Annotated in this window: 25 protein-coding genes; 13 read left to right on the top strand and 12 right to left on the bottom strand. The window is 51.7% G+C overall.

Annotated features, from left to right (window positions below):
- Positions 1-125 precede the first annotated feature (125 nt).
- The 3 genes from ACHZB8_RS08945 (at position 126) to ACHZB8_RS08935 (ending at position 3148) form a co-directional block, all read left to right on the top strand.
- Entirely contained in the window at positions 126-1106 is a 981-nt protein-coding gene (locus ACHZB8_RS08945) for a DctP family TRAP transporter solute-binding subunit (protein ID WP_316859916.1), read from the top strand.
- 228 nt (positions 1107-1334) lie between these two features.
- Positions 1335-1859 carry a TRAP transporter small permease gene (locus ACHZB8_RS08940; protein ID WP_316859915.1) on the top strand — a complete coding sequence of 175 codons (525 nt, stop codon included), beginning with the start codon at positions 1335-1337 and terminating at the stop codon, positions 1857-1859.
- Between the two features lie 14 nt (positions 1860-1873).
- A complete protein-coding gene (locus ACHZB8_RS08935; RefSeq protein ID WP_316859914.1) occupies positions 1874-3148 on the top strand; it encodes a TRAP transporter large permease in 1275 nt (424 codons plus the stop codon).
- 136 nt (positions 3149-3284) lie between these two features.
- Here ACHZB8_RS08935 and ACHZB8_RS08930 read toward each other — a convergent pair whose 3' ends face one another.
- The 5 genes from ACHZB8_RS08930 to ACHZB8_RS08910 all read right to left on the bottom strand — a co-directional run bounded on the left by ACHZB8_RS08930 (position 3285) and on the right by ACHZB8_RS08910 (position 7665).
- Positions 3285-3563 (bottom strand): hypothetical protein, encoded by a 279-nt coding sequence (locus ACHZB8_RS08930; protein WP_316859913.1) that lies wholly within the window; start codon positions 3561-3563, stop codon positions 3285-3287.
- 199 nt (positions 3564-3762) lie between these two features.
- Positions 3763-5598 (bottom strand): SLC13 family permease, encoded by a 1836-nt coding sequence (locus ACHZB8_RS08925; RefSeq protein ID WP_316859912.1) that lies wholly within the window; start codon positions 5596-5598, stop codon positions 3763-3765.
- A gap of 363 nt (positions 5599-5961) precedes the next feature.
- Entirely contained in the window at positions 5962-6393 is a 432-nt protein-coding gene (locus ACHZB8_RS08920) for a BA14K family protein (RefSeq protein ID WP_316859911.1), read from the bottom strand.
- A 210-nt stretch (positions 6394-6603) separates the two neighbouring features.
- Entirely contained in the window at positions 6604-6951 is a 348-nt protein-coding gene (locus ACHZB8_RS08915; protein ID WP_316859910.1) for a BA14K family protein, read from the bottom strand.
- Positions 6952-7251: 300 nt separating this feature from the next.
- A complete protein-coding gene (locus ACHZB8_RS08910; RefSeq protein WP_316859909.1) occupies positions 7252-7665 on the bottom strand; it encodes a hypothetical protein in 414 nt (137 codons plus the stop codon).
- A 444-nt stretch (positions 7666-8109) separates the two neighbouring features.
- Here ACHZB8_RS08910 and ACHZB8_RS08905 point away from each other — a divergent pair, with 444 nt between their 5' ends.
- From ACHZB8_RS08905 to ACHZB8_RS08895, 3 genes are read left to right on the top strand one after another with little or no spacing between them, the layout of a single operon-like run.
- Positions 8110-8679: a sigma-70 family RNA polymerase sigma factor gene (locus ACHZB8_RS08905; protein WP_316859908.1), complete on the top strand. Its 570-nt coding sequence runs from the start codon at positions 8110-8112 to the stop codon at positions 8677-8679.
- Between the two features lie 33 nt (positions 8680-8712).
- Positions 8713-9396 carry a hypothetical protein gene (locus ACHZB8_RS08900; protein ID WP_316859907.1) on the top strand — a complete coding sequence of 228 codons (684 nt, stop codon included), beginning with the start codon at positions 8713-8715 and terminating at the stop codon, positions 9394-9396.
- A 27-nt stretch (positions 9397-9423) separates the two neighbouring features.
- Entirely contained in the window at positions 9424-10989 is a 1566-nt protein-coding gene (locus tag ACHZB8_RS08895) for a S8 family serine peptidase (RefSeq protein WP_316859906.1), read from the top strand.
- Between the two features lie 18 nt (positions 10990-11007).
- Here the strand turns inward: ACHZB8_RS08895 and ACHZB8_RS08890 are convergent, their stop codons facing one another.
- A complete protein-coding gene (locus ACHZB8_RS08890) occupies positions 11008-12207 on the bottom strand; it encodes an FAD-dependent monooxygenase (RefSeq protein WP_316859905.1) in 1200 nt (399 codons plus the stop codon).
- Between the two features lie 289 nt (positions 12208-12496).
- Positions 12497-12733: a zinc-finger domain-containing protein gene (locus tag ACHZB8_RS08885; RefSeq protein ID WP_316859904.1), complete on the bottom strand. Its 237-nt coding sequence runs from the start codon at positions 12731-12733 to the stop codon at positions 12497-12499.
- A gap of 249 nt (positions 12734-12982) precedes the next feature.
- Between ACHZB8_RS08885 and ACHZB8_RS08880 the strand changes: the two genes are divergently transcribed.
- Entirely contained in the window at positions 12983-13732 is a 750-nt protein-coding gene (locus ACHZB8_RS08880; RefSeq protein ID WP_316859903.1) for an alpha/beta hydrolase, read from the top strand.
- A 38-nt stretch (positions 13733-13770) separates the two neighbouring features.
- On the opposite strand, the gene ACHZB8_RS08875 is transcribed toward ACHZB8_RS08880, so the two are convergent.
- Positions 13771-14571, bottom strand: coding sequence for an enoyl-CoA hydratase (locus tag ACHZB8_RS08875; RefSeq protein WP_316859902.1), 801 nt, complete (start codon positions 14569-14571; stop codon positions 13771-13773).
- A gap of 252 nt (positions 14572-14823) precedes the next feature.
- Between ACHZB8_RS08875 and cysE the strand changes: the two genes are divergently transcribed.
- Together cysE and ACHZB8_RS08865 are read left to right on the top strand one after the other, a co-directional pair.
- Positions 14824-15651 carry a serine O-acetyltransferase gene (gene cysE, locus ACHZB8_RS08870; protein ID WP_316859901.1) on the top strand — a complete coding sequence of 276 codons (828 nt, stop codon included), beginning with the start codon at positions 14824-14826 and terminating at the stop codon, positions 15649-15651.
- 210 nt (positions 15652-15861) lie between these two features.
- Complete coding sequence (locus tag ACHZB8_RS08865) at positions 15862-16077, top strand: DUF3126 family protein (RefSeq protein ID WP_316859900.1); 216 nt, start codon at positions 15862-15864, stop codon at positions 16075-16077.
- 74 nt (positions 16078-16151) lie between these two features.
- On the opposite strand, the gene ACHZB8_RS08860 is transcribed toward ACHZB8_RS08865, so the two are convergent.
- Positions 16152-16853 carry a hypothetical protein gene (locus ACHZB8_RS08860; protein WP_316859899.1) on the bottom strand — a complete coding sequence of 234 codons (702 nt, stop codon included), beginning with the start codon at positions 16851-16853 and terminating at the stop codon, positions 16152-16154.
- Positions 16854-17202: 349 nt separating this feature from the next.
- Here ACHZB8_RS08860 and ACHZB8_RS08855 point away from each other — a divergent pair, with 349 nt between their 5' ends.
- Together ACHZB8_RS08855 and ACHZB8_RS08850 are read left to right on the top strand one after the other, a co-directional pair.
- A complete protein-coding gene (locus ACHZB8_RS08855) occupies positions 17203-17532 on the top strand; it encodes a DUF6949 family protein (RefSeq protein WP_316859898.1) in 330 nt (109 codons plus the stop codon).
- A gap of 83 nt (positions 17533-17615) precedes the next feature.
- Positions 17616-18143, top strand: a complete 528-nt coding sequence (locus ACHZB8_RS08850; protein WP_316859897.1) for a gamma carbonic anhydrase family protein — start codon at positions 17616-17618, stop codon at positions 18141-18143.
- A gap of 147 nt (positions 18144-18290) precedes the next feature.
- Here ACHZB8_RS08850 and ACHZB8_RS08845 read toward each other — a convergent pair whose 3' ends face one another.
- The 3 genes from ACHZB8_RS08845 to ACHZB8_RS08835 form a co-directional block, all read right to left on the bottom strand.
- Complete coding sequence (locus tag ACHZB8_RS08845) at positions 18291-18872, bottom strand: transglutaminase-like cysteine peptidase (protein WP_316859896.1); 582 nt, start codon at positions 18870-18872, stop codon at positions 18291-18293.
- 581 nt (positions 18873-19453) lie between these two features.
- Positions 19454-20062: a PilZ domain-containing protein gene (locus ACHZB8_RS08840; RefSeq protein ID WP_316859895.1), complete on the bottom strand. Its 609-nt coding sequence runs from the start codon at positions 20060-20062 to the stop codon at positions 19454-19456.
- A gap of 159 nt (positions 20063-20221) precedes the next feature.
- Complete coding sequence (locus ACHZB8_RS08835; RefSeq protein ID WP_316859894.1) at positions 20222-20881, bottom strand: PAS domain-containing protein; 660 nt, start codon at positions 20879-20881, stop codon at positions 20222-20224.
- 605 nt (positions 20882-21486) lie between these two features.
- Between ACHZB8_RS08835 and ACHZB8_RS08830 the strand changes: the two genes are divergently transcribed.
- Positions 21487-22233, top strand: a complete 747-nt coding sequence (locus ACHZB8_RS08830) for a rhomboid family intramembrane serine protease (RefSeq protein WP_316859893.1) — start codon at positions 21487-21489, stop codon at positions 22231-22233.
- 244 nt (positions 22234-22477) lie between these two features.
- Complete coding sequence (locus ACHZB8_RS08825) at positions 22478-22906, top strand: CBS domain-containing protein (RefSeq protein WP_316859892.1); 429 nt, start codon at positions 22478-22480, stop codon at positions 22904-22906.
- Positions 22907-22966: the final 60 nt, after the last annotated feature.

The raw sequence follows: 22966 nt of genomic DNA, 5'->3' as shown, positions 1-22966 counted from the left end.
AATGAAATCTGCGGTCATACTTTTGGCCATCAGACGGTTTTGGGAGGTGAAGTCTGCTGTTTCGAAGGAAAGCAGGGTTTGCCAGAGATCAAATTTGACCAACGGCAATATAGGGAGGAAACCTAATGAACCGTTTTGTAAGCATCCTCGGTGCCGGCCTTGTGGCTATGTCACTTGCCGCTCCATCCTGGGCAGCTGATGTAACCTTGAAACTTGGCCATATCGCAGTGTCCGATCATCCTTATGGCAAGGGTGCAGACTATTTCGCCAAACTGGTTGCGGAAAAAAGCAATGGCAGCATGGAAGTGAAGGTATTCCCTAGCTCGCAGCTCGGTGGCCAGAAGGATCTGATTGAAGGCATGGTTTTCGGTGCCGTTGACATGGCTCTGGTCGGTACCGCCGTGCTCGGTCAGTTCCAGCCACAGATTTCCATCTTCGATCTGCCATTCCTGTTTGAAGACCGCGAACACGCCTACAAGTCGCTTGATAGCGTTGGCATGGACCTTGGCAAGAAACTTGAAGAACGTGGCATCAAGCTGCTTGGCTATATGGAAAATGGGATCCGCCATGTGACCAACAATGTGCGTCCGATCAATGAGCCTGCCGATATGGCTGATCTGAAGATCCGCGTCATGACCAACAAGATCTTTGTTGAGATGATGAAAGCGCTGGGTGCTTCCCCAACTCCAATGGCCTTTAGCGAACTCTATTCTGCCATGCAGCAGGGTGCCGTTGACGGGCAGGAAAACCCATCAGCTCACATCTTTACCAAGCGCTTCTATGAAGTTCAGAAATATGCTTCCAAAACCGCACATGCCTATTCGCCGGAACCTATGATCATTTCCATGATCAGCTGGTCCAAACTGAATGATGAGCAAAAAGCGATCATCCAGGATGCAGCGAAAGAAGCAATCGCATGGCAGCGCAAAGTTTCTGAAGATCAGGACAACAAATACTGGGATCAGATCATCGCAACCGGAAAAATGGAAGTGATTGACGTCGACCGCTCCAAATTCAAGGAAGCCACTGCCCCTGTAATTGAAATGTTTGCCAAAACTGTCGGTCAGGACAATATCGACAAGATCAACGCCCTGGCAGCCAAATAACATCCAATAGCCCCCGGGGGCCCGGTTCCCCAAGCCTTTGCATTCCTCTTCCTCCGGCCCGTTTCCTTCGTTGCGAGCTGGCTATCCCGGACCATGCAAGGCCAGTTGCCGGGCTCCCACACTGGGATCGGCCCATCGCATCTCTTCAATTGTGCGCGGGCCATAAGAATGATGGGTCCGGGTGTTAGCGATGCGCTTTTCTCGCGCCCTTAAAAAAGGTTTCATTTCATGGAAATCATCTTCAAAGCCCTGCGCAAAACCCTTTATGGGATTTCCGTTGTTGCGATGCTTGTCATGCTGGCAATCATCTTCATGCAAGTGATCACCCGGTATGTTTTCGGCTTCTCTCTGGAATGGTCTGAAGAATTGGCGCGCTTCCTGTTCGTCTGGGTGGTTTTCCTTGGGTCTGCGCTGATCATGGGGGAAGACGGGCATTTGGCGGTGGAACTGCTGCCGCGCCTTCTGAAAGGCACAGTGCCGGGTTTTGCACTCAACCTTTTCATCAACGTTTGCGGTTATGTCTTCATCTTTCTTCTGATCACTCAGGGTTGGAAAATGACCGAGACGATGACCTTCCAGACATCGCCGGGCCTCGGCATTTCGATGAGCTATGTCTATATGATCATGCCGCTCTCGGGCCTTCTCATGCTGATGTATCACATCAAGGATACGATCAATATTTTCCGTCTGTTCGTTCAAGGACGCACTGACCCCAAAGTTGGCGATCATCAGCCAATGGGATCCACGGACTAACAGGGAGCTTCATCATGGAAACCATTCTCATTCTATCGTTCGTTGCGATGGCATTGATCGGTGTGCCGGTCGCTTATGCTCTTGCTCTGTCCGTGTCCTTCGTCCTGTTTGAATTCATGGACCTGCCTCAGGTTCTTATCGTCAACAATCTGTTCTCGGGCATCGACTCCTTTTCCTTCATGGCCGTGCCTTTCTTCATGCTCGCAGGTGCCTTCATGTCGGCCGGAGGCGTGACATCGCGTCTGGTCAATGTGGCACAGGCGATGGTCGGCTCCTTTACCGGTGGGCTTGCCCAGGCTGTTGCCGTGGCAGGGATGTTCTTTGCCGCCATTTCCGGCTCTTCGGCAGCAACCACAGCAGCCATTGGCTCGACCATGGTCAACGAGATGGAGCAGAAGGGATATAAACGTGAAATGGCCACGGGCATCGTGGCAGCAGCCGGTACGGTCGGAATTGTTATCCCGCCATCCATCACCTTTGTCGTCTATGGCGTGATTGCCAATGTGTCCATCGGTGATCTGTTCATGGCCGGTGTGCTTCCGGGGCTCCTCATGGGGGGTGTGATGTGCGGCATGGGCTGGTATCTGGCCAAGAAAGGTCAGATTCCTCCTGATGGTTCCTTTTCCTGCAAACGTCTTGCCATCACCATCAAGGATGCTTTCTGGGCGCTCTTGACACCGGTCATCATTATCGGTGGCATCTATAGCGGGATGTTCACGCCAACGGAAGCTGCTGCGGTCGCGGCCGTCTATGGCATCGTTGTCGGGCTTTTCATCTATCGCGAACTCAAGATCAAGGATTTTCCCGAAATCGTCTTTAAGGCCGTGATCGGGACGACATTGATCATGTTCCTTGTCGGGGCAGCGAAGGTGTTCGGCTGGCTGATGACCAATCTGCAAATCCCTCACATGATCGGTGAGGCTGTAACCCATGTGACGAGTTCGGGGATTGTTTTCCTGTTGATCATGAACGTGTTGCTGCTAGTGCTTGGGACATTGGTCAATGCTTCTGCGGCTGTTGTCATTTTGACGCCGATTTTCCTGCCTGTTGCAACGTCAATGGGGATTGATCCGATCCATTTTGGCGTGATCATGGTTGTCAACCTTGCAATCGGCTGCATCACGCCGCCGGTCGGGCTCGATCTGTTTGTCGCCAGCGCGATCACCAAAGTGCCGCTGGAAAAGGTGATGCGATCGACAATGCCCTATTTGCTTTCACTGATCTGTGCCTTGCTGGTGATCACAATGGTGCCAGCCATTTCAACAACCTTGCCCAATCTTTTCAAATAGAGGCGAGGACAAAGCGCACAAAGATCAAGTGTTTGCTTTTAAATGACGAAGGCCCCTTGTTTGGGGCCTTTTTCTTTTGGTTGCTGCTTGGTTTTGGTTTGATCGGGCCTTACGTTTCCGATGCCTGACGCTGTATCTATTTTTTGGCGCGGATCACTTTTGTCCCGATCGTGAAGCCGAGATGGGCGGCAATCATCATGGCGATAACGGTCAGGATCACGATAACCGCATATTGGCCGAGGCCGATCTGGGACAGGACCTTGTTATTCATGAAAATCATTGCAGCCGCAGCAACAAAGGCCGCCGCTGTTGCATGAATCCGTTTCTTGAGCAAGGTCGAGATGACGAAATTGGCGATGCCCGGCGGGCTGAACATGGCTGTAACAAAGATCTTGATGAGTGTATCGACGTCCATTTGTGTCCCGATTTCCTGCCTTGCTGTTGGTTGACATGTGGATGCGCAATCATGGCCTGAACGAGGGCAGAAGGAAAGTGCGCATTTCGGCTTGCTGCTCATTTCTTGCGAGATGTGTCACCAAGACACGCAACAATGAAAAGGTGGGCTGAAGGTCGGTATCGTCATCAGCCCGCTTTTAAAAACTGGTTCATTTGCTTCAGTAAGGCAGGAACCACGGGATCGTGATTACAGATACGATGAGAGCGATGACCTGCAAGGGAACGCCGATCACGACATAGTCGCGGAAACGGTAGTTCCCTGGCCCCATGACAAGGGTATTGATCGGGGAAGCAACTGGCGTTGAAAAGGCTGTAGACGCCGCGATGGCCACGCTCATGAGCAAAGGTTCAGGGTGGATTCCCATGATATTTGCGACCTCGAAGGCAACTGGTGCAATCAGTACGGCTGTCGCTGTATTCGATGTGAACTGGCTGAAAACAGACGTTAGCACGAAGAAGGCAATCAGCATCATGGAAGGAGATTCCGTGCCGATCCAGGCAATGAGCTGGTTGACGATCAAGGCGAGCCCTCCGGTTTTTTCAAGGGCTGTTGCCATGGGTATCATCCCGGCAATGAGGATCAGGCTGTACCAGTTGATCGACTCATAGGCGCGTCTTGGCGACACGCAGTTCGTGCAGACCATCGCAGTTGCGGCCAGCATCACGGCTGTGACGCTGGGGACGATCCGGAATACGATCAAAGCAAGCATGATTGCAAGAATTCCGAGCGCCACAGGGGCGAGATTGCGCCGCGGCAGATAGCTGTTTATTTCTTCGGGGAATGACAGAAGCAGGAAATTCTCGCGGTTTGACCGGAGCTTTCTGATATTTTCCCATTCACCAACAACGAGCAACTGATCGCCAAGCTCAAGCTTGGTATGGCCAAAATTGCCACGCACCGGTTCACCCTTGCGCATCAGGCCAACAACGCTGAGATCATGCCGGGTGCGGAAGCCTGCGCCGCTGATCCCCTTGCCAAGCAGGTTGGATTCAGGGGTGATCATCAGGTCTGCCATGCCCAGTTCCCTTGCGGAGATGTGATGTCCAGCCTCGTCCATGGGCAGAATGTCGAGTCCGTTTTCTCTGAAACTGTCCTCGGAAATGGGCTCGTCCATCACGCCAAACAGGATATCTCCCTCAACGAACGGAATTTCGGTTTTCGCTGAGATCACGGATGATTTTCTTCGGCTGCCGGTGTTGCGCTCGATGCCGAAAAGAGTGAGGCCTATTTTTCTGCGCAACCTTGCGGTAACGACTGTTTCCCCGATGAGTTGAGAGCCTTCTCCCACCTGTAGCCGGACGATATTGTTTTCGATGTCATAGGCCTTGATCATTTCGCTCAGAGAACGGCGCCCCTGACTTGTCGAACTCTGCCCGGCGCGATCCTTACGCAGCATGTGGCGGCCATAGACGATCATCCAGACAATGGCGATGGCCAGGATGATGAGACCGATAGGAGTGAAGACGAAGAAATTGAACGGCTCCATTCCTGCCTTTTCAAGCTCGGCGTTGGCGACAAGGTTGGGTGGTGTCCCGATCAAGGTGAGCATGCCGCCGATCAGGGCGCCATAGGCGAGGGGCATGAGCAACCTTGAAGGGGAAATGCCTGCACGGTTTGCGAGGCGGATGGCGACGGGAATAAAAATCGCACCGGATCCGGTAACACTCATGACAGATGCAAGACTGGCAACGGCGAGCATGAGCAGGATGATCAGTTTCCATTCCTCTTTGCCCGCGACTTGTACGATTTTGTCACCAACCGCATAGGAAATGCCGGTTTGGGCAAGGGCTTCCCCAACGACAAACAGTCCGGCAATCAAGATGACAACTGTCGCTCCAAATCCTGCCACCATCTCTTTGGCGGTCAGGATGCCTGAAAGCCCCAGAGCCAACATGACGCCGATTGCCACAAGGTCCAGCCGCAGTTTATCGGTTACAAACAGAACAACGGCAGCGCCGAGAACGAAAAATGTGAAAATCATTTCCCAAGACATGTCAGGTCCAATCGCCAGCAATAAAATCAGGTCGTCAGAGTGACCTTGACTATGAAGTTGGGGAGGACCTTAACACAGGTGAGCGAAAAGAATCTTCGATGCAATCGCCGAAATATCCGATATGCGAAAAATGCAATACTAAAGGATAGGTCTGTATATTGTTTATATAAATCAATATGTTACGTGGATGTTTTTACGGAATTCTGGGCGTTTTACTTGTGTGGGGGCACATGCGGAGGCGCGGCAAGACCGACAGTCACGCAATTTGAATGCAAGAAAATCAACTGCACGTAGCAGAGATTCGTGGAGCAACGCCCGCCTTGTTTCCGAGGCCTGGTACAGGCGTTGCACCCTGATCAGGTGTTAGCGACAGAATTTCTGATAGCCGCTATAGGTCGTGAAATATCCAGTGCGCGGATTGAAGGACCGATATTTGGAATGACAATAGGAATACCATTCGCGGGTCCATGGCGCCGGGCGGTAATAACGCGGTGGTGGAGGCGCAGCACGGTAGTAACGCGGTGGCGGTGGAGGTGCTGGCCGATAATATCTGCGCTCTGGAGGACGATAATAGTCATGCACCGGTGGCCGATAATAGCGGCGTGGCGGAGCCGTTCGATATCCAGAGTTGGCATTCACGATTGCTGCACCACCAACGGCACCAGCAATAAGGCCAACAGCAAAGGCTGCATTGCGACCGTCTTTCGCCTGAGCTTGCATGGTGGGCAAGGAAATTGCCATCGCGGGAAGAATTGCGGCGATTAGCAGATTAATGCTTGTTCGTCTAAAATTCATTGTCTGCTCCCAGAGTTTCATCAAGGGTCTGTCTACAGTCGCAATAGGGATGATAAAAGCCATGCCATATTGGCGGAAATATGTCGAAACAGAAAACAATCTTTGTTCACAAAGCCGTGACGCTCTTAAAGGCTGCTCTCTCACTGGGTGAAGGAGAAAAAAAGGCCGCAAGAGCGACCTTTTTTTGAAATCATGCGGATTGGCTGGGTTTTAGCGGCAAAAACGATAGCTGCCTGAATAGCTCATGTAATATCCCGTGCGCGGGTTGAAGGATCTGTAGCGCGAAGAGCAATAGCTGTACCAAGCTGGAGACCATGGTGCGGGGCGTCCATAATGGTACACTCCCGGGCGCGGATAACGGTAGCGAGGAGCATAACCATAGCCATAGTTGCGGGCGTGGGCATGGGATGCGATGGCACCGGCTGCTATGCCTGTTATGGCTCCGGCCACGAAGGCTCCGCCTGAGCCTGCTTGTGCCTCATCGGTCGGCAATGCAATGGTGGCTGTGGTTGCAAGGGTTGCGATCATGGCGAAGGCTGCGATTGATTTCTTGAACATGGTCTCTCTCCATCTTTGTCTGATTAAGCTGTCCTCTGCGAGGATCAGTGTGTGTTGGTTTGAAGACTATGGCGGTTCCTCGCCGCCTATACCTATCTGTCGCGATGACGAGAAAATGGGTTCAAAAAAAATCAAATTCGTGTTTGCCCATAAAAAAAGCGAAAGAAACCGCCGTTTGGCGGTTTCTTTCACTAAGGTCACTTTCAGTGCAGGTTGCTTGAGTTGATTGCAGCTTTTGTTTTCATGCCAGATGATTTGAAATTAGTCCGGCAGTCAAACTGCGATCAGGCAAAGCGAACCTTATGAGCTTTTTGCCGTTGCAAAGATGGCGTCAAGTGCGTTCTGGCCACTGTTGTTGGAAGAACCGGAATAAATGCTTACAGACGCTGCTTTGGCCGTAGAAACCGGTGCGGATTTGCCTTGTTCCAAGTTCTGGATCACTGCTTCAACAATGTGTGGGCCTTCATCTTCGTCCAGAGAGCCATTTTCGCTTTTCTGAAGAACAGGTTTCTGCGTGGAGAGCAGAGCGGTTTTGCCGGCAGCCTGGTTCTGTAGGACAGCGTCAACAACGAAAAGGCTGTCGTTATCACCAAAACGAACCATCTGGTTCTGAGCGGTCAGCTGACCCTGGTCTGCCATGGCCATTGGGGCAAGGGCGGTAACACTGGTGGCAACAATTGCGAAGATGGCAGATTTAGCAAAAAGGTTTTTCATTATCTTATTCCTTAGGGTTTGTACTTCTTATTGTTTGTTTCCGTTCCGAGCCTCAAAGCTTGGAAACGGGCGGGTTATGTGAGTTCGTTTTGTTCGGCTTATCGTTCTCACACGGCATATCTGGGGAGGGGAGAATTCAGTTTCAATGGCTGTAACTGTATGTTTTTTTTAAAAAATTTGTAATCAATCTGGCTCTTGTAAAAGCCGAAATCCTATCCTATCGAACCAATCTGGTAGGCGCATTTTGTCTTGTTTTTCGCTCTTTCTGTTATCCGTTTCGGGTGTTCAGGAATGTGGCAGGCATGTCTTTTTTGAGTGACATTGGCTTTTTACAATTGCTGTGCGAAAATATTTCCAATGTTGTCTGAAGCCGTTTTTGATTTTTTATTTGAACCGGACTGCCGTTAAACGCGTCTCAGGTATGACAGTGAGATTGAGGATTGCATGTCGAGATCTGAAAATGCCCGCGATCTGGAGCTTTTGGAGCAGGTCGCGCGCAATGATCGCAAAGCCATAGCGCTTCTGTATCAGAGGCATCATCTTCGGCTTTACCGTTATCTGCTGCGCTTTACAAAGAATGAAGCGGTGGCGGAGGAACTTGTAAATGAGACCTTCATTGACGTTTGGCGGTCTGCGGGCACATTCGAGGGACGATCTCAAGTCTCGTCCTGGATCTTGTCCATAGGCCGAAACAAGGCGATATCGCTTTTGCGCAAGCGATCCGATGCGGAACTTGACGAGGATTACGCTTCGGGTTTGCAGGATGATCGTGATACGCCAGAGGTTTCAGCCCTGAAGCAGGACAAGGCATTGGCCATGCGGCTATGCATTGATCGGCTCAGCGATGAACACAGGGAAGTGATTGATTTGGTTTACTATCAGGAAAAGGCAATCAAAGAGATCGCCGTTATCCTGTCCGTTCCGGAAAATACGGTCAAGACGCGGGTATTTCATGCTCGAAAGAAGCTGTCAGACCTTCTGATGAAATCCGGTATTGACCGGGGATGGCCCTGAAGACCATTGAATATCAGTGTCGAGGATAAGACAATGACATATGATCCTGAAATCGAAAAGCTGCTGCCCTGGTATGAAAAGGGCCTGCTTGATCCAGATGAGCGAGACAGGGTTTCCGCATATCTGGATGCGCACCCTGACATGCGCTCTCAGCTTGTGCTCATTGCAGAAGAAGCCGAAGCTGTTGAACGGCAGCATGCGGCTCTGGGGGCACCTCAAGCGGGCGGTCTCGACCGGCTTCTTGCTGATATTGATGTGATTGAAGCCCGAAAGGCACCCATCAGCGGGCGTGCGAGCGGTCTGCTTTCCGGAATGCGGCGCTTTTTCTCCAGTATCTCAACGCCTTCGCTTCGATTGGCTGGTGTTGCCGCCGCGCTGATAATTGTCGTGCAGGCGATTGTTATCGGTGGCCTTTTAACATCTGATCCCGATCCTTCGGGAACGGGCGCGCGTTTTGTTACAGCATCGGGGCCGAAGGCAAATGCATCTCAAAATGAGAATGTCTTCTTGATAGCCTTCTCCAAGACCGCGAGGATGGACGCGATCGTTGCACTGCTGGAGTCCAAATCCGCAAGACTGATTTCCGGACCCAAGGCGGGGGGCTTTTTTGAAATTGCCATCGCCGAGGCCAATTTGCCGGAGGGGGGAGCCAAGTCGGTTCTGGCAGACTTGAAGGCAAATAAAGAGTTGGTTCGGTTTGTATCCTTAAGTCAATAGGGTTGAGTGGTTTCGGGGGGACTGAAGATGAAACGAGCATTCTCACGCAAGGTTGCAATTGCTCTTTCCTTGCTGGTGGCGACTGTGAGCAGTGTCACCACTCTTCCGGCAAAGGCCGGGGATACATATGGTAACCAGCGCATAGTTGTTCCGCAATATCCCAAGGTGCCTGCGTCGGACCGCCCGACCTACAGGGAAAACAGACCAAGTGGCAACATGCTCGGGCCCGCAATTGGTCTGGGGATCACTGTCATTCAACAAATGAGCCGTCAGCCGCGATATCAGCAACCCGACCCAAGGTATCAGCAACCCAATCCGAGGTATCAGAGGCCAGCCTATCGACCGGCGCAGCCTGCGCCGAGCAAAGGGAAAAGGCCGGTCAGGCAAGTCAGGAGGCCTGCTCAGAGGCCCAATCCGTATGTATCACTTCCCGAGACCTTGCGAACAGCACGGGCAAAACCGCGGATCTATGCGATTGGAGACAAGCCCTTTGCGAGTGAGACAAGCTTTGTCGTGGTCCTCAAGCCTGGTCTCTCCCTGTCTGTCGCCCATGCTTTTGCCAAAGACTATCATCTCGATCTAATCGAGATGTCTCACATCAAGCTGCTTGATCAAGTCACTTTGAAGCTGGCCTATCCAGAAGGCATCGCGGGGCGGGACATTCTTGAGATGACGACGGATCGGCGCGTCGCCCGGGCGCAACCGAATTATTTCTATTATCCAATGGCTTCGGCGCAAAGCGTTGCGCAAGAGCCATTTTCGGAGCTTCAATATGCACTCGAGACGTTGGGCCTTGGTGAACTCGACGAAGGGATCAATGGCGAAGGGGTGCGCCTTGCCGTGATCGATAGCGGGATACGCGAAACGCACCCGGCCTTGTCCGGGGTGGTGACCAAAAAATTCTCGGCCTTTCCCTCGGAGCTCTCGGAGACGGTGATCATGGATCACGGAACGTCGGTGGCCTCTATCATTGCCGCAAGAGCAGGCATGCGCGGTGTGGCTCAGAAGGTGTCTCTTCTGTCTGCTCGGGCTTTTCGGCTCAATGAGGATGGCGAGGTTGTTGCAGACAGTTTTGATCTTGCCAGATGCATTGACTGGTCAGTCGAGCAGGGGGCCACTATCCTCAATCTCAGTTTTGCAGGCAGCCGTGATCAGATGCTGGAGGCCGTTCTTGATGCGGCAGCCGACAAGGGGACGATTGCTGTTGCTGCGGCGGGCAATGAAGGGGGTGATTCTCCAGTTGCTTTTCCCGCCGCCTATGAAAGTGTTATCGCAGTCACCGCGACAGATGAGAATGATGCGCTTTATCTTTTTGCCAATCAGGGTGAGGGCATAGAACTCGCAGCGCCCGGAGTTGATATTCTGGTGGCCGCGGGGCTTGAGGGCTTTGCGCTGCAATCGGGCACATCGATGGCGACGGCCCATGTATCGGGCGCGATAGCCTTGCTCAAGAACAAGGAACCGGATCTCGATGTTGCAGATATCAAGAAACGGCTTGCAGAAGCTGCTCTTGATCTTGGCGTGAAGGGCCGGGACCCACAATTCGGATTTGGGCGCCTTGATGCGCATAAGGCGTTGTTTGCAGAAAACTGAAACCAGGCTTTCAATGCTCTAGAAATGCACGTCTTCGGGCTTCCAGCCATAGATCCAGTCAAACTGGCCAACCAATTGCCCTTGAGGCAGCAGGCGCATGGTCAGGTTTCGCGCTGCCGCCAGGGGACCATCCATATGGTAGATGCGTCCGTTCTGTCGTGCTCTTGCCACGACCCGGCTCACCCTTTTCTTTCTGGCTTTTTCATAAGCCAGAAGCCGGGTTTCCATTGATGCGTCAATTTCGGTAAGGGCGCGTGCAAGAATGGCGGCATCTTCGATGGACATAACCGCCCCTTGTGCCATGAAGGGGAGCATGGCGTGGGCAGCATCTCCCAGAAGAGCCACCCGGCCTCTCACCCAGTTTTGGGATGGATCATGTCCGCACAGAGCCCACTTGAGCCAGTCGTCCCTTTCGGACAAGAGTTCACGGATTTCTCTTGGCCAACGGGCAAAGCGGGCGTTGATCCAGGCTGCATCGCCCTTGGTGTTCCATCCCTCTTCAGACCAGTCTTCGTCGACGATGGCGACGATATTCATCATCTGTCCGCCAACGATGGGATAGTGAACCAGATGAGCTTTTGGTGCGAGCCAGAGCCCGACATTTTCGCTGTCAAACGAGGCGGGCACCATTTGCTTGGGCAAGGTCGTGCGCCATGCTGTTTTGCCGCTATAGGCGGCAGGACTGTTGTTGAGAAAATCGGTGCGAATACGCGACCAGACACCATCCGCAGCAATCAGGGCTGCGCCTCTGTAAAAACGGTTTTCGCCATTGGCGAGCTTGCAACGCACTTCAATGCTGGTTTCGTTTTCGGTTATCTCCCTGACTTCACGTTCATCCAGCATCTCGATGAGGCCGGACTGGCTGGCTCGATGATAGAGAGCCTGCTGAAGGTCCGCACGGTGGACCACCATATAGGGTGAGCCGTATCGTGTCGTGTAATCCTGGGTTGGCAATTCGGTCAGCAAACTGCCGGTAATTCCGGAATGAATTTTGATTTTGTCAGGCGAAACCACGAGTTTTTCAAGATGTGGCCAGACGCCCCATTGCTTGAGGCTGCTGGTCGCATTTGGAGAAATCTGTATCCCTGCGCCAACTTCGGTGGGAATGACATTCCGCTCAAGGAGAAGCACCGGAAGGCCTTTTTGGGACAAAGCCAAAGCAGCGGACAGGCCGCCGGGGCCAGCACCGGCAATGATAATGGGCAATTGTTCAGTCATGACAGCCCCTCTCCCTCTGCTTGCCAGATGGTTCTGCTTGCCGGTTGCTGATTGCTTTTTCTGTCGAGCTTTTCTGTTCGAACGGACAAGGGATCACAAGCGGCACGAAAATTCATACTATTTCAGAAGACTATGTCCGGCACACTAGTCGGGCAACATGGTGGTGAAATTGATTAAAAGCAAACTTTCACCTTCATACAGATGTCATATTCCTTCTTCCCCAATTGTTTTGTTCATTGGACAGGAATAGGTTCGAATGTATTGCGCATTTGCTTTCCGGCAGACGAAACTATTCTTGATGGCAGCAGCGGGCAGGGCGTGTCTGAGTGTCTTTTAGTTCAGGGTCAAACCTATAGAGCGTTGAGCAATAGGGGCAGCGGATCTGATCCTTCTGGCCCATGTTGAGAAAGATGTGTGGGTGATCCTGAGGGGGTGTCGCGCCCATGCATTCGAAGCTGCGCTGGCCGATTGAGATTTCGGAAACACCTTCGTCATTCTTGAATAGAAGCGGTTTTGGGTCAGCCATTGTTTTTGCTTTCCTGGGGCCGTGAAATGTCCGGTCCGATATATGTTGAACTACGCAGAACAATAGCGATATGTCTGCCTGATTTCCAGTCATTGATGTCGTTCGGGCTTGCTGTGTTTCAAAAGTCTACGTATATATCCATGGCCCGGTGATCTTCGCTATCCGTTTCAGCCTTTGAGCTGTTGTTCGGTCAGGCGCAGGAATTGCTTTTGCCCTAGTGTAACCCATTGAAGTGATATTGTTTTCGATATGCCCGTCTTTCAGTCTGATCACGTTTCCATCTCCTATCTTGATGAGGGAGCCGGTTTGCCGGTGCTTCTCATTCATGGCTTCGCTTCCAACAAGACCGTCAACTGGGTCAATCCCGGATGGGTTCAGACCCTGACCGGAGCTGGCTATCGCGTCATTGCGCTGGACAATCGCGGTCATGGGGAGAGTGAGAAGCTGTATGATTCCGCTCTCTATTCTTCGCCCTTGATGGCAGAAGACGCCCGCGCGTTGCTGGATCATCTGGACATCGATGAAGCGTTTGTTATGGGGTATTCGATGGGAGCGAGAATTTCCGCTTTTCTGTCGCTGAAATATCCAGAGCGCGTCAAAAAGGTTGTTTTTGGTGGTCTTGGCGGTGGCATGATCCACGGGACTGGCGATCCGCAACCGATTATTGATGCTCTGAAGGCCGATGACGCTGCCTCGATCAAGCATGTTGTCGGCAAGGGGTTCCGACAATTTGCCGACCAGACAGGCAGTGATCGTTTGGCACTGGCAGCTTGCATGGGGTCTTCGCGGCAAAAGCTTTCGGTTGAAGAGCTGTCGAAACTGAGTGTGCCGGCTCTTGTCGCGGTTGGAACACGGGACCTGATTTCCGGCTCGGCCAAAGAGCTCGCCGATATTTTGCCAGACGCGCGTGTTTGTGACATACCCAACCGGGATCATATGGTTGCTGTTGGCGACAAGGTCTTCAAGCGGGCTGTTCTGGATTTCTTTGCCGAAGACTGATTGTCTCGACCTTCGGACACGGATACCGGCCAGTGATGTCATTGGCCGGTAAATTCGGGTTTGCGCTTCTCAGTAAACGCTCTGCGCCCCTCTATGTAATCTTCACTGTCAAGGCATGCGCTTGCCATTGTCTTGAGATGATCAAGGGTGAGGCAGTCCTGCTGTCCGAAGGCGTTGTTGATCGCAGCCTTGTGGTATTGATGGCTCAAGGGGGCAAGGGTGGCGATGGATTGACAATAGGCGTCAGCTTTCCGATCAAATGTGTCATCGTCAAATATTGCATTGAGAAAACCCATTTGCCTTACTGATGCTGCGTCATAGATTTGGGCGGTGATATAGATTTCCTTGGCATTGGCAGGGCCGACCAGATTGACGATATCCGCGATGGCGCGGGTCGGGTAGCCAATGCCGAGTTTTGCCGCCGGAATTCCGAATTTCCCGCTTCTGTTGGAGAGACGCAGGTCGCAGGCCGCAGCAAGCCCGAAGCCACCCCCCATGCAGAAGCCTTTGATCAAGGCCATGGTTGGTTTGCCAGCCTTGCGGACTGCGCGATAGCATTCGGCGTTTATGTCATCATATCTCGAGGCCGAGGGGGTATCTTTGCGCACCTCATCAAATTCGGAGATGTCAGCCCCGGAGACAAACGCTTTGTCACCCGCTCCCGTTATGGTTATGAGATGCACCGTGCTGTCTGCGTCCAGCTCGGCAATGGCTTCAGGGATTGCCTGCCACATGTCCAGCGACATGGCATTGCGTTTGGATTCATTGTTGATGGTGATGCGGCCGATCGGTCCGATTTGTTCAAGGCAGATTTTGTCTGATTTCAATATATTGGCCATTTCGCTATCATGTTGTTTGCTATTTTATGGCTGCACCAAAGCTTTTTCGAGGTTTGCGCCTTGTGTCTGAGCAGTCGTCAGCTTATGTCTAGCGGTATTGTATGCCGAACAAAAGGCATGCCATTGGCGTATATCTGCTTATCTGCTTTGGCTCCGGAATCCTTTGCCGACAGGTTCTGTTCGATTCCAGCGGGTTTTTCAGATGTTTCATTCATCCCATTCCCCATGGGATAGACGAAGAACGGATTTAAAATGGTAGAAACTGGCCTTAGTCGTAATGTTCAAGACTTTCCCGTAACGTCGGATCCTGTTTGGGAGTGCGTGCGCACGGAAGCGCACGCGGTGGTGAAGGCAGAACCGGTGTTGAGCAGTTTCATCTATTCAACAATTCTGAGCCACAGGCGCATGGAGAATGCCGTCATTCATCGGTTGGCAGACCGGTTGCACAATCCGGCGCTTGATTCAGAGGTTATCAGGCAGGCCTATCGAGAGGCTTATGATGCGGATCCATCCATTTCCGAGGCTTTGCGTGCAGACATGCGAGCTGTGGTTGATCGTGATCCGGCTTGTGACCGATTCATAGATCCTCTGCTTTATTTCAAGGGCTTCCATGCGATTCAGACTCATCGGCTTGCTCATTGGCTTTGGCAGAATGGTCGTCAGGACTTTGCCGCTTATCTACAGAGCGTCAGCTCGCAGGTCTATCAGGTGGATATTCATCCAAGAGTTCCGTTTGGCAAAGGAATTTTCTTTGACCATGCAACCGGAATCGTGGTCGGGGAGACGGCTATTCTGGAAGATGATGTTTCGATTTTGCAAGGCGTTACGCTCGGCGGTACCGGCAAGGAAGAAGGGGATCGTCATCCGAAAATCCGCCACGGAGTTCTGATTGGTGCTGGCGCTAAGGTATTGGGAAATATCGAAATCGGGCATTGCTCCCGCATTGCCGCAGGTTCGGTGGTACTCAAGGAGGTTCCGCCCAATACAACCGTGGCCGGCGTTCCTGCCCATGTCGTTGGTCAGGCCGGTTGTGCAGAACCGGCAATAAGCATGGACCAGATGCTCAAGGATACCGATTAGATTTCGTTCGGTTCAGTGACCAATGCCGCAATTCGCACTGAGAAACGGTTTCTTTCGCCGAAAGGCTTGAAATCATGTGGAAAGCGGCTTTACTCTGGTCACCTGCTATGTCACTGAGCCATTCAGAATGTTCGGGTTTGTTTTCATGAGGATGCCGACCCGGCACGCCGATAGGCCAAATTTGATCAGCGCAACTCTGAGGAGGCAACTTTGGATAAGACCGAACTGGCAAAACTTCAAGCTTTCATGCGCAAGACCTTGCAGTCTCCAAATCTGGAGGTTCGTCTGCGACCGCGCAAGAATGATTCCGCAGAAGTTTATATCGGGGACGAGTTTGTCGGTGTCTTGTTTCGCGATGAGGAAGACGGCGATTTGTCTTACAATTTCTCCATGGCAATTCTGGATTACGATCTGGAAGAGGCCTGATGCCTTCCTGATGACAGGCTACGGGCGCTGAGGCGCCCCGACAAAAACTGCAAGCTTTCCGGGCTTGCAGTTTTTTATTTTACAAGCAGCTCTGACAGTTTCAGCAAGAGAGTATGGTCCAGCCTTTGCCAGTTCTTGAGAAGGTGAGGGCGGAATCTGTAGCTCACCTGGATTTCATCTCCCCATGCGATGTCTCGCATGCAAATGGCAGGATTGCCGTCTCTCTCTTCAATGCACCGGGCAACGAAAGGCTCAGTCGAATCCGGTTTGAAATAGATCGTTTCTCCGTCAAAACCTGAGTCTTTCGACATGGAAAAACCAATCAGCGTTGCAGGGCCCTTGGTCGGTTTTCCGTCGAAATACTGGCTATAGACTGTGAAGAGTCGATCCGAGCTTGAAATGACTTCGGCCGGTTGACTGATCGATACAAAAACAAGATTGGACTGGTCCGAGGTGTCGCTGAATTCGATCTGTTGCTCACGGTTGAAGCCTATGAAGTCTGGCCAGAGCATTACGAGGTCGAGTTGCTTGAGCTGATACTGATTGCGCTGTTCCTCAAACCGAATCATGTTTTCAGGCACAAGGAACTGGATTCCGGCAATTTCAACTTCCCTTTCCGTTGTTTCGGTGCTGTAGGGGCTTTTGATCAGTTGAGGTCCGAAATAATCAACAAATCTGCTCAAGACAAAGAGAATCCCAATCGCAATCAGTCCGCCAATCAGGATGAAGAATATCCATCTCTGAGTGGAGCCTTGCTCTTTGGGGGGGCTGTGCATTGTTCGTCTGGTCCTTGATTCTCGGGTGCAGCCTGTTGTTCGTGTGGCTGGACTTTAGGCAATCAGCGGTTTTGCTGCAATTGCCGTTTTGCTCTAGTCACACAGGTTCATTCGCATTCCTGTTGTGTGACGATTTGTTCTGCCATCGGGGGATGCACAGTGAATCGGCACGCTCCTTGCAAATTCCTTCCCTGAAGTAATCTATTTGTCTCGAATTGGGACATGGCCGTTTTCTTTTCGGTCATTGCTGATGGCGCCGTTCCATCCGTTTGCAGTCGTTTGGCGCTTCATCGGACCGCTTGATGTTCGTGTGAACTGATTTGAGACACAAGAACAGGGAAATATGGCTATGGGACCAGAATTGTTTGCTATTGTTTATGTCACAGGCGTCGGCTTTGTCTGTGCTGGAATTCTGGCCAATCTCTATCAACTCGTAGCGCGGCAGCCGGCGAGATTCCGTGTCAGTCTGAATAACTGGGCAACGGTTTTCATTTCGGTGATTGTGTGCACATTCGCAGGCCCCTTCATCATCATGCGCAATGCTGTGCGTGGGCGTCGCATAGAGAATCGACCGATTGGGTGGTTGTTCGGCTCGTCAGCAATTGCCAGTGTCTGGAGCGCCTGTTCGGGTGTGCTGCTGCTCAACCTAATCACAGTGGCCGCGTCCGCGATGAGCTAACCAAGGGTTGGCCGGGATTTGGTTTTCAATTCATTTTGTTGAATTCTTTGCGCTTTTTGCAAGGTTGATGAAAGGAACAAGCAATGCCTCTCTACCAGTTGGGACAGTCGGAACCGCAACTGCCCAGTGACGGTCAATACTGGATTGCTCCCACCGCCTGCCTCATTGGCAAGGTGATTGTTGGCCATGAGGCAAGCGTCTGGTTTGGCTCTGTTTTGCGGGGGGACAATGAACCGATTACAATCGGAGACCGCAGCAACATACAGGAAAGCTGTACGCTTCATACCGACATGGGATATCCCTTGACGATTGGGAAGGACTGCACGATCGGTCACAATGTCATTCTGCATGGCTGCACCATTGCGGACAATTCTCTGATCGGAATGGGGGCCGTGATTCTGAATGGAGCCAGGATAGGACGAAATTGCCTGATCGGGGCCAAGGCGTTGATACCGGAGGGCAAGGTCATCCCCGACAATTCTCTTGTCATGGGGATGCCGGGCAAGGTTGTCCGCCAGCTTGATGAAGAAGCGATCAGAGGGCTCAGCCGTTCGGCAGCACATTATGTCGCCAACTGGAAACGCTTTTCCGAAGAGTTGAAGCCGGTCTGATCGGCGAATGCGCGATTGGGTAAAAAAAAAGGCCAGCCGCGGGGACGGCTGGCCCATCCTGATCGCAATGGACGGGATGTGGGGACGCGATCAGGTCAACAAAGTGTAGTTTTTAATCCAAAAAAGGGCTGTGTTGGCTCTCTTTTGTCATCGAGTGTCAATGATTGCAGTCCATTGAGCGGGTTGAAGCGCGGCTTGGCGCTTAACAAAGTGATATGGCGTTTTATCCCAGGGAAGAATGCGCGGGTCCTGGTTGTCCAGAATCAGGTCGCCGCGGTCGGTTCTCACTGTGAGGACGGCGTGACCATTGCCATTGCGTTCTTTGACCACTGTGATCAACAATGCGGTTGCCGGCCATCCAGCCTTGATCAGCATGCGTCTTTTGAGTAGGGCGAAATCTTCACAATCGCCAGCTGACTTGGGATAGGTCCATAATTCTTCAGTGCGATAGAGTTCCTTGTCTGTTACCGGTCGGATGGACTGGTTTACATATCCATTGATCTCTATCAGCTGTGCCCAACTCTCCTTTGACAGCTTCACGGCGCGATCAATGCGATAGGACACATTGCATTCTGACGGATTCTTCCGGCAAAAATTGACATGGCCTATCGGGGCCGAGGTTGCACCTTTCAATTCCATGAATGGCGAATAACTGGCAGCTGAAGCCTCAAATGACAATGCGAGGCAAGCTGTGGTGAGAAAAGCAAATCCCCAAATGCGTTTCTTCATGATAATCTCCCGTCGTTGTAGGAAGATTATTAGAAGTAACGCCTTGAAATACTTCAAATATTTGGGCTGATATTTAAGTAAAAACTAAATTATATTTGCCTATATTTTATTTTGTATTGTATTTTGTTTTGAATATATTTGTAATTACATTTGACTATATTTAAATTTTAATTGGAGCTTATTTTGACGGAAATCTGAGTCAATATCTCCTAAAATTGTTCATATCTGAAAAGCTGTATTAAATCAGATGGTTGTACGAGAATTTTGCCTCGGCTTGATCGCTTCGGGCAACCGGATTGCTTGAGCTTGCGGTCTGGAGTGGGGCGTTCAAGAGATTTTCGACGGCTTGGGGGAGCAAACTATTCGGTGCGGTCATGATCCGCATCGCGCAAAAAAGGGGCAAATGCATGCGCCAAAAAAATTCAAAAAAATGAAAAGAAATCAACTCGGCCTTGTTTGTAACTCAAACAAGTGCCCCTGCTAAAGAGGAAGCTCGGGCGTATTCTGAAGGTATTAGAAAGCTTCAGGGCCGACAAAGTTTACCTGATCGAGCAATGACCGCTCGATCAGCATGACTTGTTTCAGCGAAGGTTCTTGTCGATCTCGGAACTGTCCTGAACGGCTGCAAATTCCACTGCAAGGCCATCTTCGAGATGACGCACGACGCGGGCGCGGATCTTGCCAATTCTGACTTCCTTGCCAAGAGGTGGACGAACGCTGGTCTTGATTGCGGCCCCGGACAAGGAAAGGTCAAGGACACGACAGATATGTTCTGATCCATCAGAGGCGATCAGCTTGGTGATCGGCTGCTTCGGTTGGCGACGCTCATGGCGACGATCTTCGGGTAGATCAAGGATATGCTTGTTGGCAAGCCAGGTCAGTTGTGAAGCGAGCTTGTCTCTTTTGCGTGGAGTCGCATCGATGATGATGGCGAAGCCGCCTTCAATCTTCCTGACGATTTTTCCTTCAACGCGCCCAATATGGTCGATGTAGGCGATCACCCGTTCTCCAATTTCCCCACGGATCGGGGTGATCATGGCCATGCCACCCGGTGACATGTCGATCACCTGACAGGGATATTCCGTCTTGTTCTCGAGCATGAAGCGGCCAAGAAGATTGACTTTCACGCGCTGAAAACGACGGCGCTCGGTAAGACGAGGCAAAACGGTCTTTTTAGCTATTGCCGACATGAAGCGCTGCTTTCCTGTCATAACCGGACTGGATGGACGAATGATATGTCATCCTATGCCGTCCATGGTTAACAAAGCCTTTTGCTAAGCCTCGATGTTACAATGCACTCTCAACTTTCTGTAAGTGGTGTGTTGCAGGGTTGTAAGGGAAGGGCGGTTTCAGTCCTGACGTCCTCCTTCGATGACGGTCAGGTGTCCGATCCGGCGCTCTGTTGAAAAGGCGCTGTTGTTGATGCCGCGCGATGCAACAGCCGTCGTGGGGGCAAGACTGAATTTCTTTTGCGGGCCGGGTGCAAGTTTCTGGTTGCGCAGGAAGGCCGGGCGTTCATCGGGCCAGATCAGGCGCATAGAGCTGACTGTCAGTTCGCGCACGGGCCAGATGCCGATCCAATAGGGCATGTCAGCCGGGCTTGCTGCGCCCAGAATCCTGCTCTTTGGCTGACCATAATGGCGCAACGGCAACAATATCGCTTCAAAGTCGAGTTCCTGATCGCGTTCCGTCTTGCCCTTGAAGCCGATCACGGCTGCGGCTTCGTCTTCGGCAACCGCTGTCAGCAACAGTTTCAGGCTGGCGAGATCATCCTTGTGCCATAGGTCATAGAAGTTGCGACCCTTGAGCTCTCTGCAAAATGATCCGCAAAGGCGCGTTCCTGCCAATCGGAATTTGAGGTCGGATTCGGAAAAATATTCCAGAATGAAGGTGTCACCCAGGATCTGGTGAATTTCGGCCGGGTCGATGTCACTGCGTTCCGGAGCCGTTCTGCCTCCTCTGAGGCCTTCCCAATAGGTGAATAGATCGCGCGTTACCTGGTGTTTCATGTGACTTCTCTATCTGGGGCAGTTCTGACCCGAACTGTGTCATCCTGGGGCAGATTCTGTTTGTTTTTTCATTGTTCGGATAGAGAGAAGCAGGGGACGTGCCAGAATCCCTTCACTGGCTTGAAGCAATCGATATCGGCGTTAAGGTTAACGGAGTGTTTTTGTTGTGGTGGGGCGGAAAAAAGTGTAAAAGATGTCTTAACGGAACCAGCGATACCGGATCGGACTCCTTTATTCCGGTGTCAAGGCTCTTTGAAAACTGCTCTGAACCCTGTTCAGGGCGCCACAGCCATCCAGGTGATCATGTTTGATCGGGGATGGCTTTTTTTTGCCTTGTTGTTTGTGAAAAGATTTAGTCGGTAGAAAGGTTTTTGCCGGACACTATCATGTGTGAGAGACGGACAACAGCTTGATTGCTGCTCTCTGGCTCCTAAATATCTGGAAAGACTTTGTAAAAGAGGTTGGATATATTTTGTTGCTTATGACGCGCTAATCAGCGCATGCGAGGAATACCCGACTTTATTTTTTTGGAAGGACAGTAGATGGCTCTGCAACCAAGAGGTTCCTGGCAAATGCCGCCTGGCAGAAAGCCGCCAAGAGAACCGATGTTTAATCTGCCGACACCGATTCTGGTGATCGCTGGCATCATGATTGTGGTGCAGGCACTGCAAGACTTTGTTCTTTCTGCGTCTCAGAGACAGGAATTCCTGCTCAGTTTTTCCTTTCTTCCCTTGCGCTATGTTTCGCAGACCTTTGCTTTGCCCGGTGGGGTCTTCGCAGATGTCTGGACGTTTGTGACCTATGCATTCCTTCACGGAAGCTGGATGCACCTGATCCTCAATCTGGTCTGGATGCTGATTTTCGCAACGGTAATCGTGCGCCGTATCGGACCATTGAATTTTGCCCTGTTCTTCGTCGTTACCGCTGTTGCGGGCGCTCTGGTCCATCTGATCATTCATTTTGGCAGCGCCTCACCCTTGGTTGGTGTGTCGGCTGTGTTGTCCGGCGCCATGGCGGCGACTGCCCGCTTTGCCTTCTCGGGTGGTATGGGGGGCTTTTCAGGCTTGCAAGGCATGAACAGGTATCCATGTGACAGTTTGCAACAGCTGCGAAACAATCGGCAGGCCATGGCCTTTTTGGGAATCTGGCTTGTGCTCAATCTGGTGTTTGGGCTGTTTTCCGCCGTGGGTGGCGGAGCATCGATTGCATGGGAAGCGCATTTGGGCGGGTTCGTTGCCGGTCTTCTGGTTTTTCCGTATCTCGATCCCTATTCACGTCGACCACGCAAGCCCAAGCCGCCCAAAAATGATCCTCCGAAAAAGAGACCGGATCATCTCAAGGTCATCAAATAGCTGGTCATCAGGTTGGTCAGGCAAAGACATCAAGGCAGGGATTCTCAATTCCTGCCTTTTTCGCGGCTACGTCCGGGTAGCAATGTCGCGTTTTCTCATTCTTAAGTTTCGGGCCGCGGCTCTTGTGTTGTGCTTCAAATTGTCGCAGACTATTCCTCCCTGTTTGGCCAATGGATTGAGGAGGCTGTTTCGGGCTTGTTGCTCGCATTCTCCCGCAGAATGATCGGAAAGGAAGATCAAGACTATGACGATTGCTACAATTCTCGATCGCAAGGGGCGGGACATATTCAGCATGGCCCCTGACGCTTTGATGTCCGACGTCGTAAAGGTGCTTCGGGAAAAACAGATCGGTGCTGTTCTGATCGCCCAGCAAGAGAAACTTTGCGGCATCATTTCTGAACGCGATATTGTCCGTGCGCTAAGCTCGAAAGGTGGAGCGGCGCTGATGATGCCTGTCAGCGAATTCATGACGCGCGATGTCATCACTTGCAGTGAAGCGGATACGATTGTTGCAATCATGTCGAAAATGACGACTGGACGCTTTCGTCATATGCCGGTTCTGGAAGAGGGCAAGATTGTCGGGCTGGTATCCATTGGCGATGTCGTGAAACAACGCATAGCCGAGTCCGAGCGCGAAGCAGAAGACATGCGGGCCTATATCGCGGCTGGTTAGTCTCTATGTTCAATCGGCCTTTTTGAAAACTGGCCGTGCGGCGCATATGGTGGCGGTCGC

It is taken from the genome of uncultured Cohaesibacter sp. (genome assembly GCF_963556055.3).
Taxonomy (GTDB): Bacteria; Pseudomonadota; Alphaproteobacteria; order Rhizobiales; family Cohaesibacteraceae; genus Cohaesibacter.
Note: the sequence above shows the minus strand (reverse complement) of the source record. Positions and strands in the feature narration are given on the sequence as shown.

Bases quoted from the DNA above. Each gene is read 5' to 3' on its own strand.
- ACHZB8_RS08945 (WP_316859916.1), top strand. From the start codon at position 126: ATGAACCGTTTTGTAAGCATCCTCGGTGCCGGCCTTGTGGCTATGTCA.
- ACHZB8_RS08940 (WP_316859915.1), top strand. From the start codon at position 1,335: ATGGAAATCATCTTCAAAGCCCTGCGCAAAACCCTTTATGGGATTTCC.
- ACHZB8_RS08935 (WP_316859914.1), top strand. From the start codon at position 1,874: ATGGAAACCATTCTCATTCTATCGTTCGTTGCGATGGCATTGATCGGT.
- ACHZB8_RS08930 (WP_316859913.1), bottom strand. From the start codon at position 3,563: ATGGACGTCGATACACTCATCAAGATCTTTGTTACAGCCATGTTCAGC.
- ACHZB8_RS08925 (WP_316859912.1), bottom strand. From the start codon at position 5,598: ATGTCTTGGGAAATGATTTTCACATTTTTCGTTCTCGGCGCTGCCGTT.
- ACHZB8_RS08920 (WP_316859911.1), bottom strand. From the start codon at position 6,393: ATGAATTTTAGACGAACAAGCATTAATCTGCTAATCGCCGCAATTCTT.
- ACHZB8_RS08915 (WP_316859910.1), bottom strand. From the start codon at position 6,951: ATGTTCAAGAAATCAATCGCAGCCTTCGCCATGATCGCAACCCTTGCA.
- ACHZB8_RS08910 (WP_316859909.1), bottom strand. From the start codon at position 7,665: ATGAAAAACCTTTTTGCTAAATCTGCCATCTTCGCAATTGTTGCCACC.
- ACHZB8_RS08905 (WP_316859908.1), top strand. From the start codon at position 8,110: ATGTCGAGATCTGAAAATGCCCGCGATCTGGAGCTTTTGGAGCAGGTC.
- ACHZB8_RS08900 (WP_316859907.1), top strand. From the start codon at position 8,713: ATGACATATGATCCTGAAATCGAAAAGCTGCTGCCCTGGTATGAAAAG.
- ACHZB8_RS08895 (WP_316859906.1), top strand. From the start codon at position 9,424: ATGAAACGAGCATTCTCACGCAAGGTTGCAATTGCTCTTTCCTTGCTG.
- ACHZB8_RS08890 (WP_316859905.1), bottom strand. From the start codon at position 12,207: ATGACTGAACAATTGCCCATTATCATTGCCGGTGCTGGCCCCGGCGGC.
- ACHZB8_RS08885 (WP_316859904.1), bottom strand. From the start codon at position 12,733: ATGGCTGACCCAAAACCGCTTCTATTCAAGAATGACGAAGGTGTTTCC.
- ACHZB8_RS08880 (WP_316859903.1), top strand. From the start codon at position 12,983: ATGCCCGTCTTTCAGTCTGATCACGTTTCCATCTCCTATCTTGATGAG.
- ACHZB8_RS08875 (WP_316859902.1), bottom strand. From the start codon at position 14,571: ATGGCCAATATATTGAAATCAGACAAAATCTGCCTTGAACAAATCGGA.
- cysE (WP_316859901.1), top strand. From the start codon at position 14,824: ATGGTAGAAACTGGCCTTAGTCGTAATGTTCAAGACTTTCCCGTAACG.
- ACHZB8_RS08860 (WP_316859899.1), bottom strand. From the start codon at position 16,853: ATGCACAGCCCCCCCAAAGAGCAAGGCTCCACTCAGAGATGGATATTC.
- ACHZB8_RS08855 (WP_316859898.1), top strand. From the start codon at position 17,203: ATGGGACCAGAATTGTTTGCTATTGTTTATGTCACAGGCGTCGGCTTT.
- ACHZB8_RS08850 (WP_316859897.1), top strand. From the start codon at position 17,616: ATGCCTCTCTACCAGTTGGGACAGTCGGAACCGCAACTGCCCAGTGAC.
- ACHZB8_RS08845 (WP_316859896.1), bottom strand. From the start codon at position 18,872: ATGAAGAAACGCATTTGGGGATTTGCTTTTCTCACCACAGCTTGCCTC.
- ACHZB8_RS08840 (WP_316859895.1), bottom strand. From the start codon at position 20,062: ATGTCGGCAATAGCTAAAAAGACCGTTTTGCCTCGTCTTACCGAGCGC.
- ACHZB8_RS08835 (WP_316859894.1), bottom strand. From the start codon at position 20,881: ATGAAACACCAGGTAACGCGCGATCTATTCACCTATTGGGAAGGCCTC.
- ACHZB8_RS08830 (WP_316859893.1), top strand. From the start codon at position 21,487: ATGTTTAATCTGCCGACACCGATTCTGGTGATCGCTGGCATCATGATT.
- ACHZB8_RS08825 (WP_316859892.1), top strand. From the start codon at position 22,478: ATGACGATTGCTACAATTCTCGATCGCAAGGGGCGGGACATATTCAGC.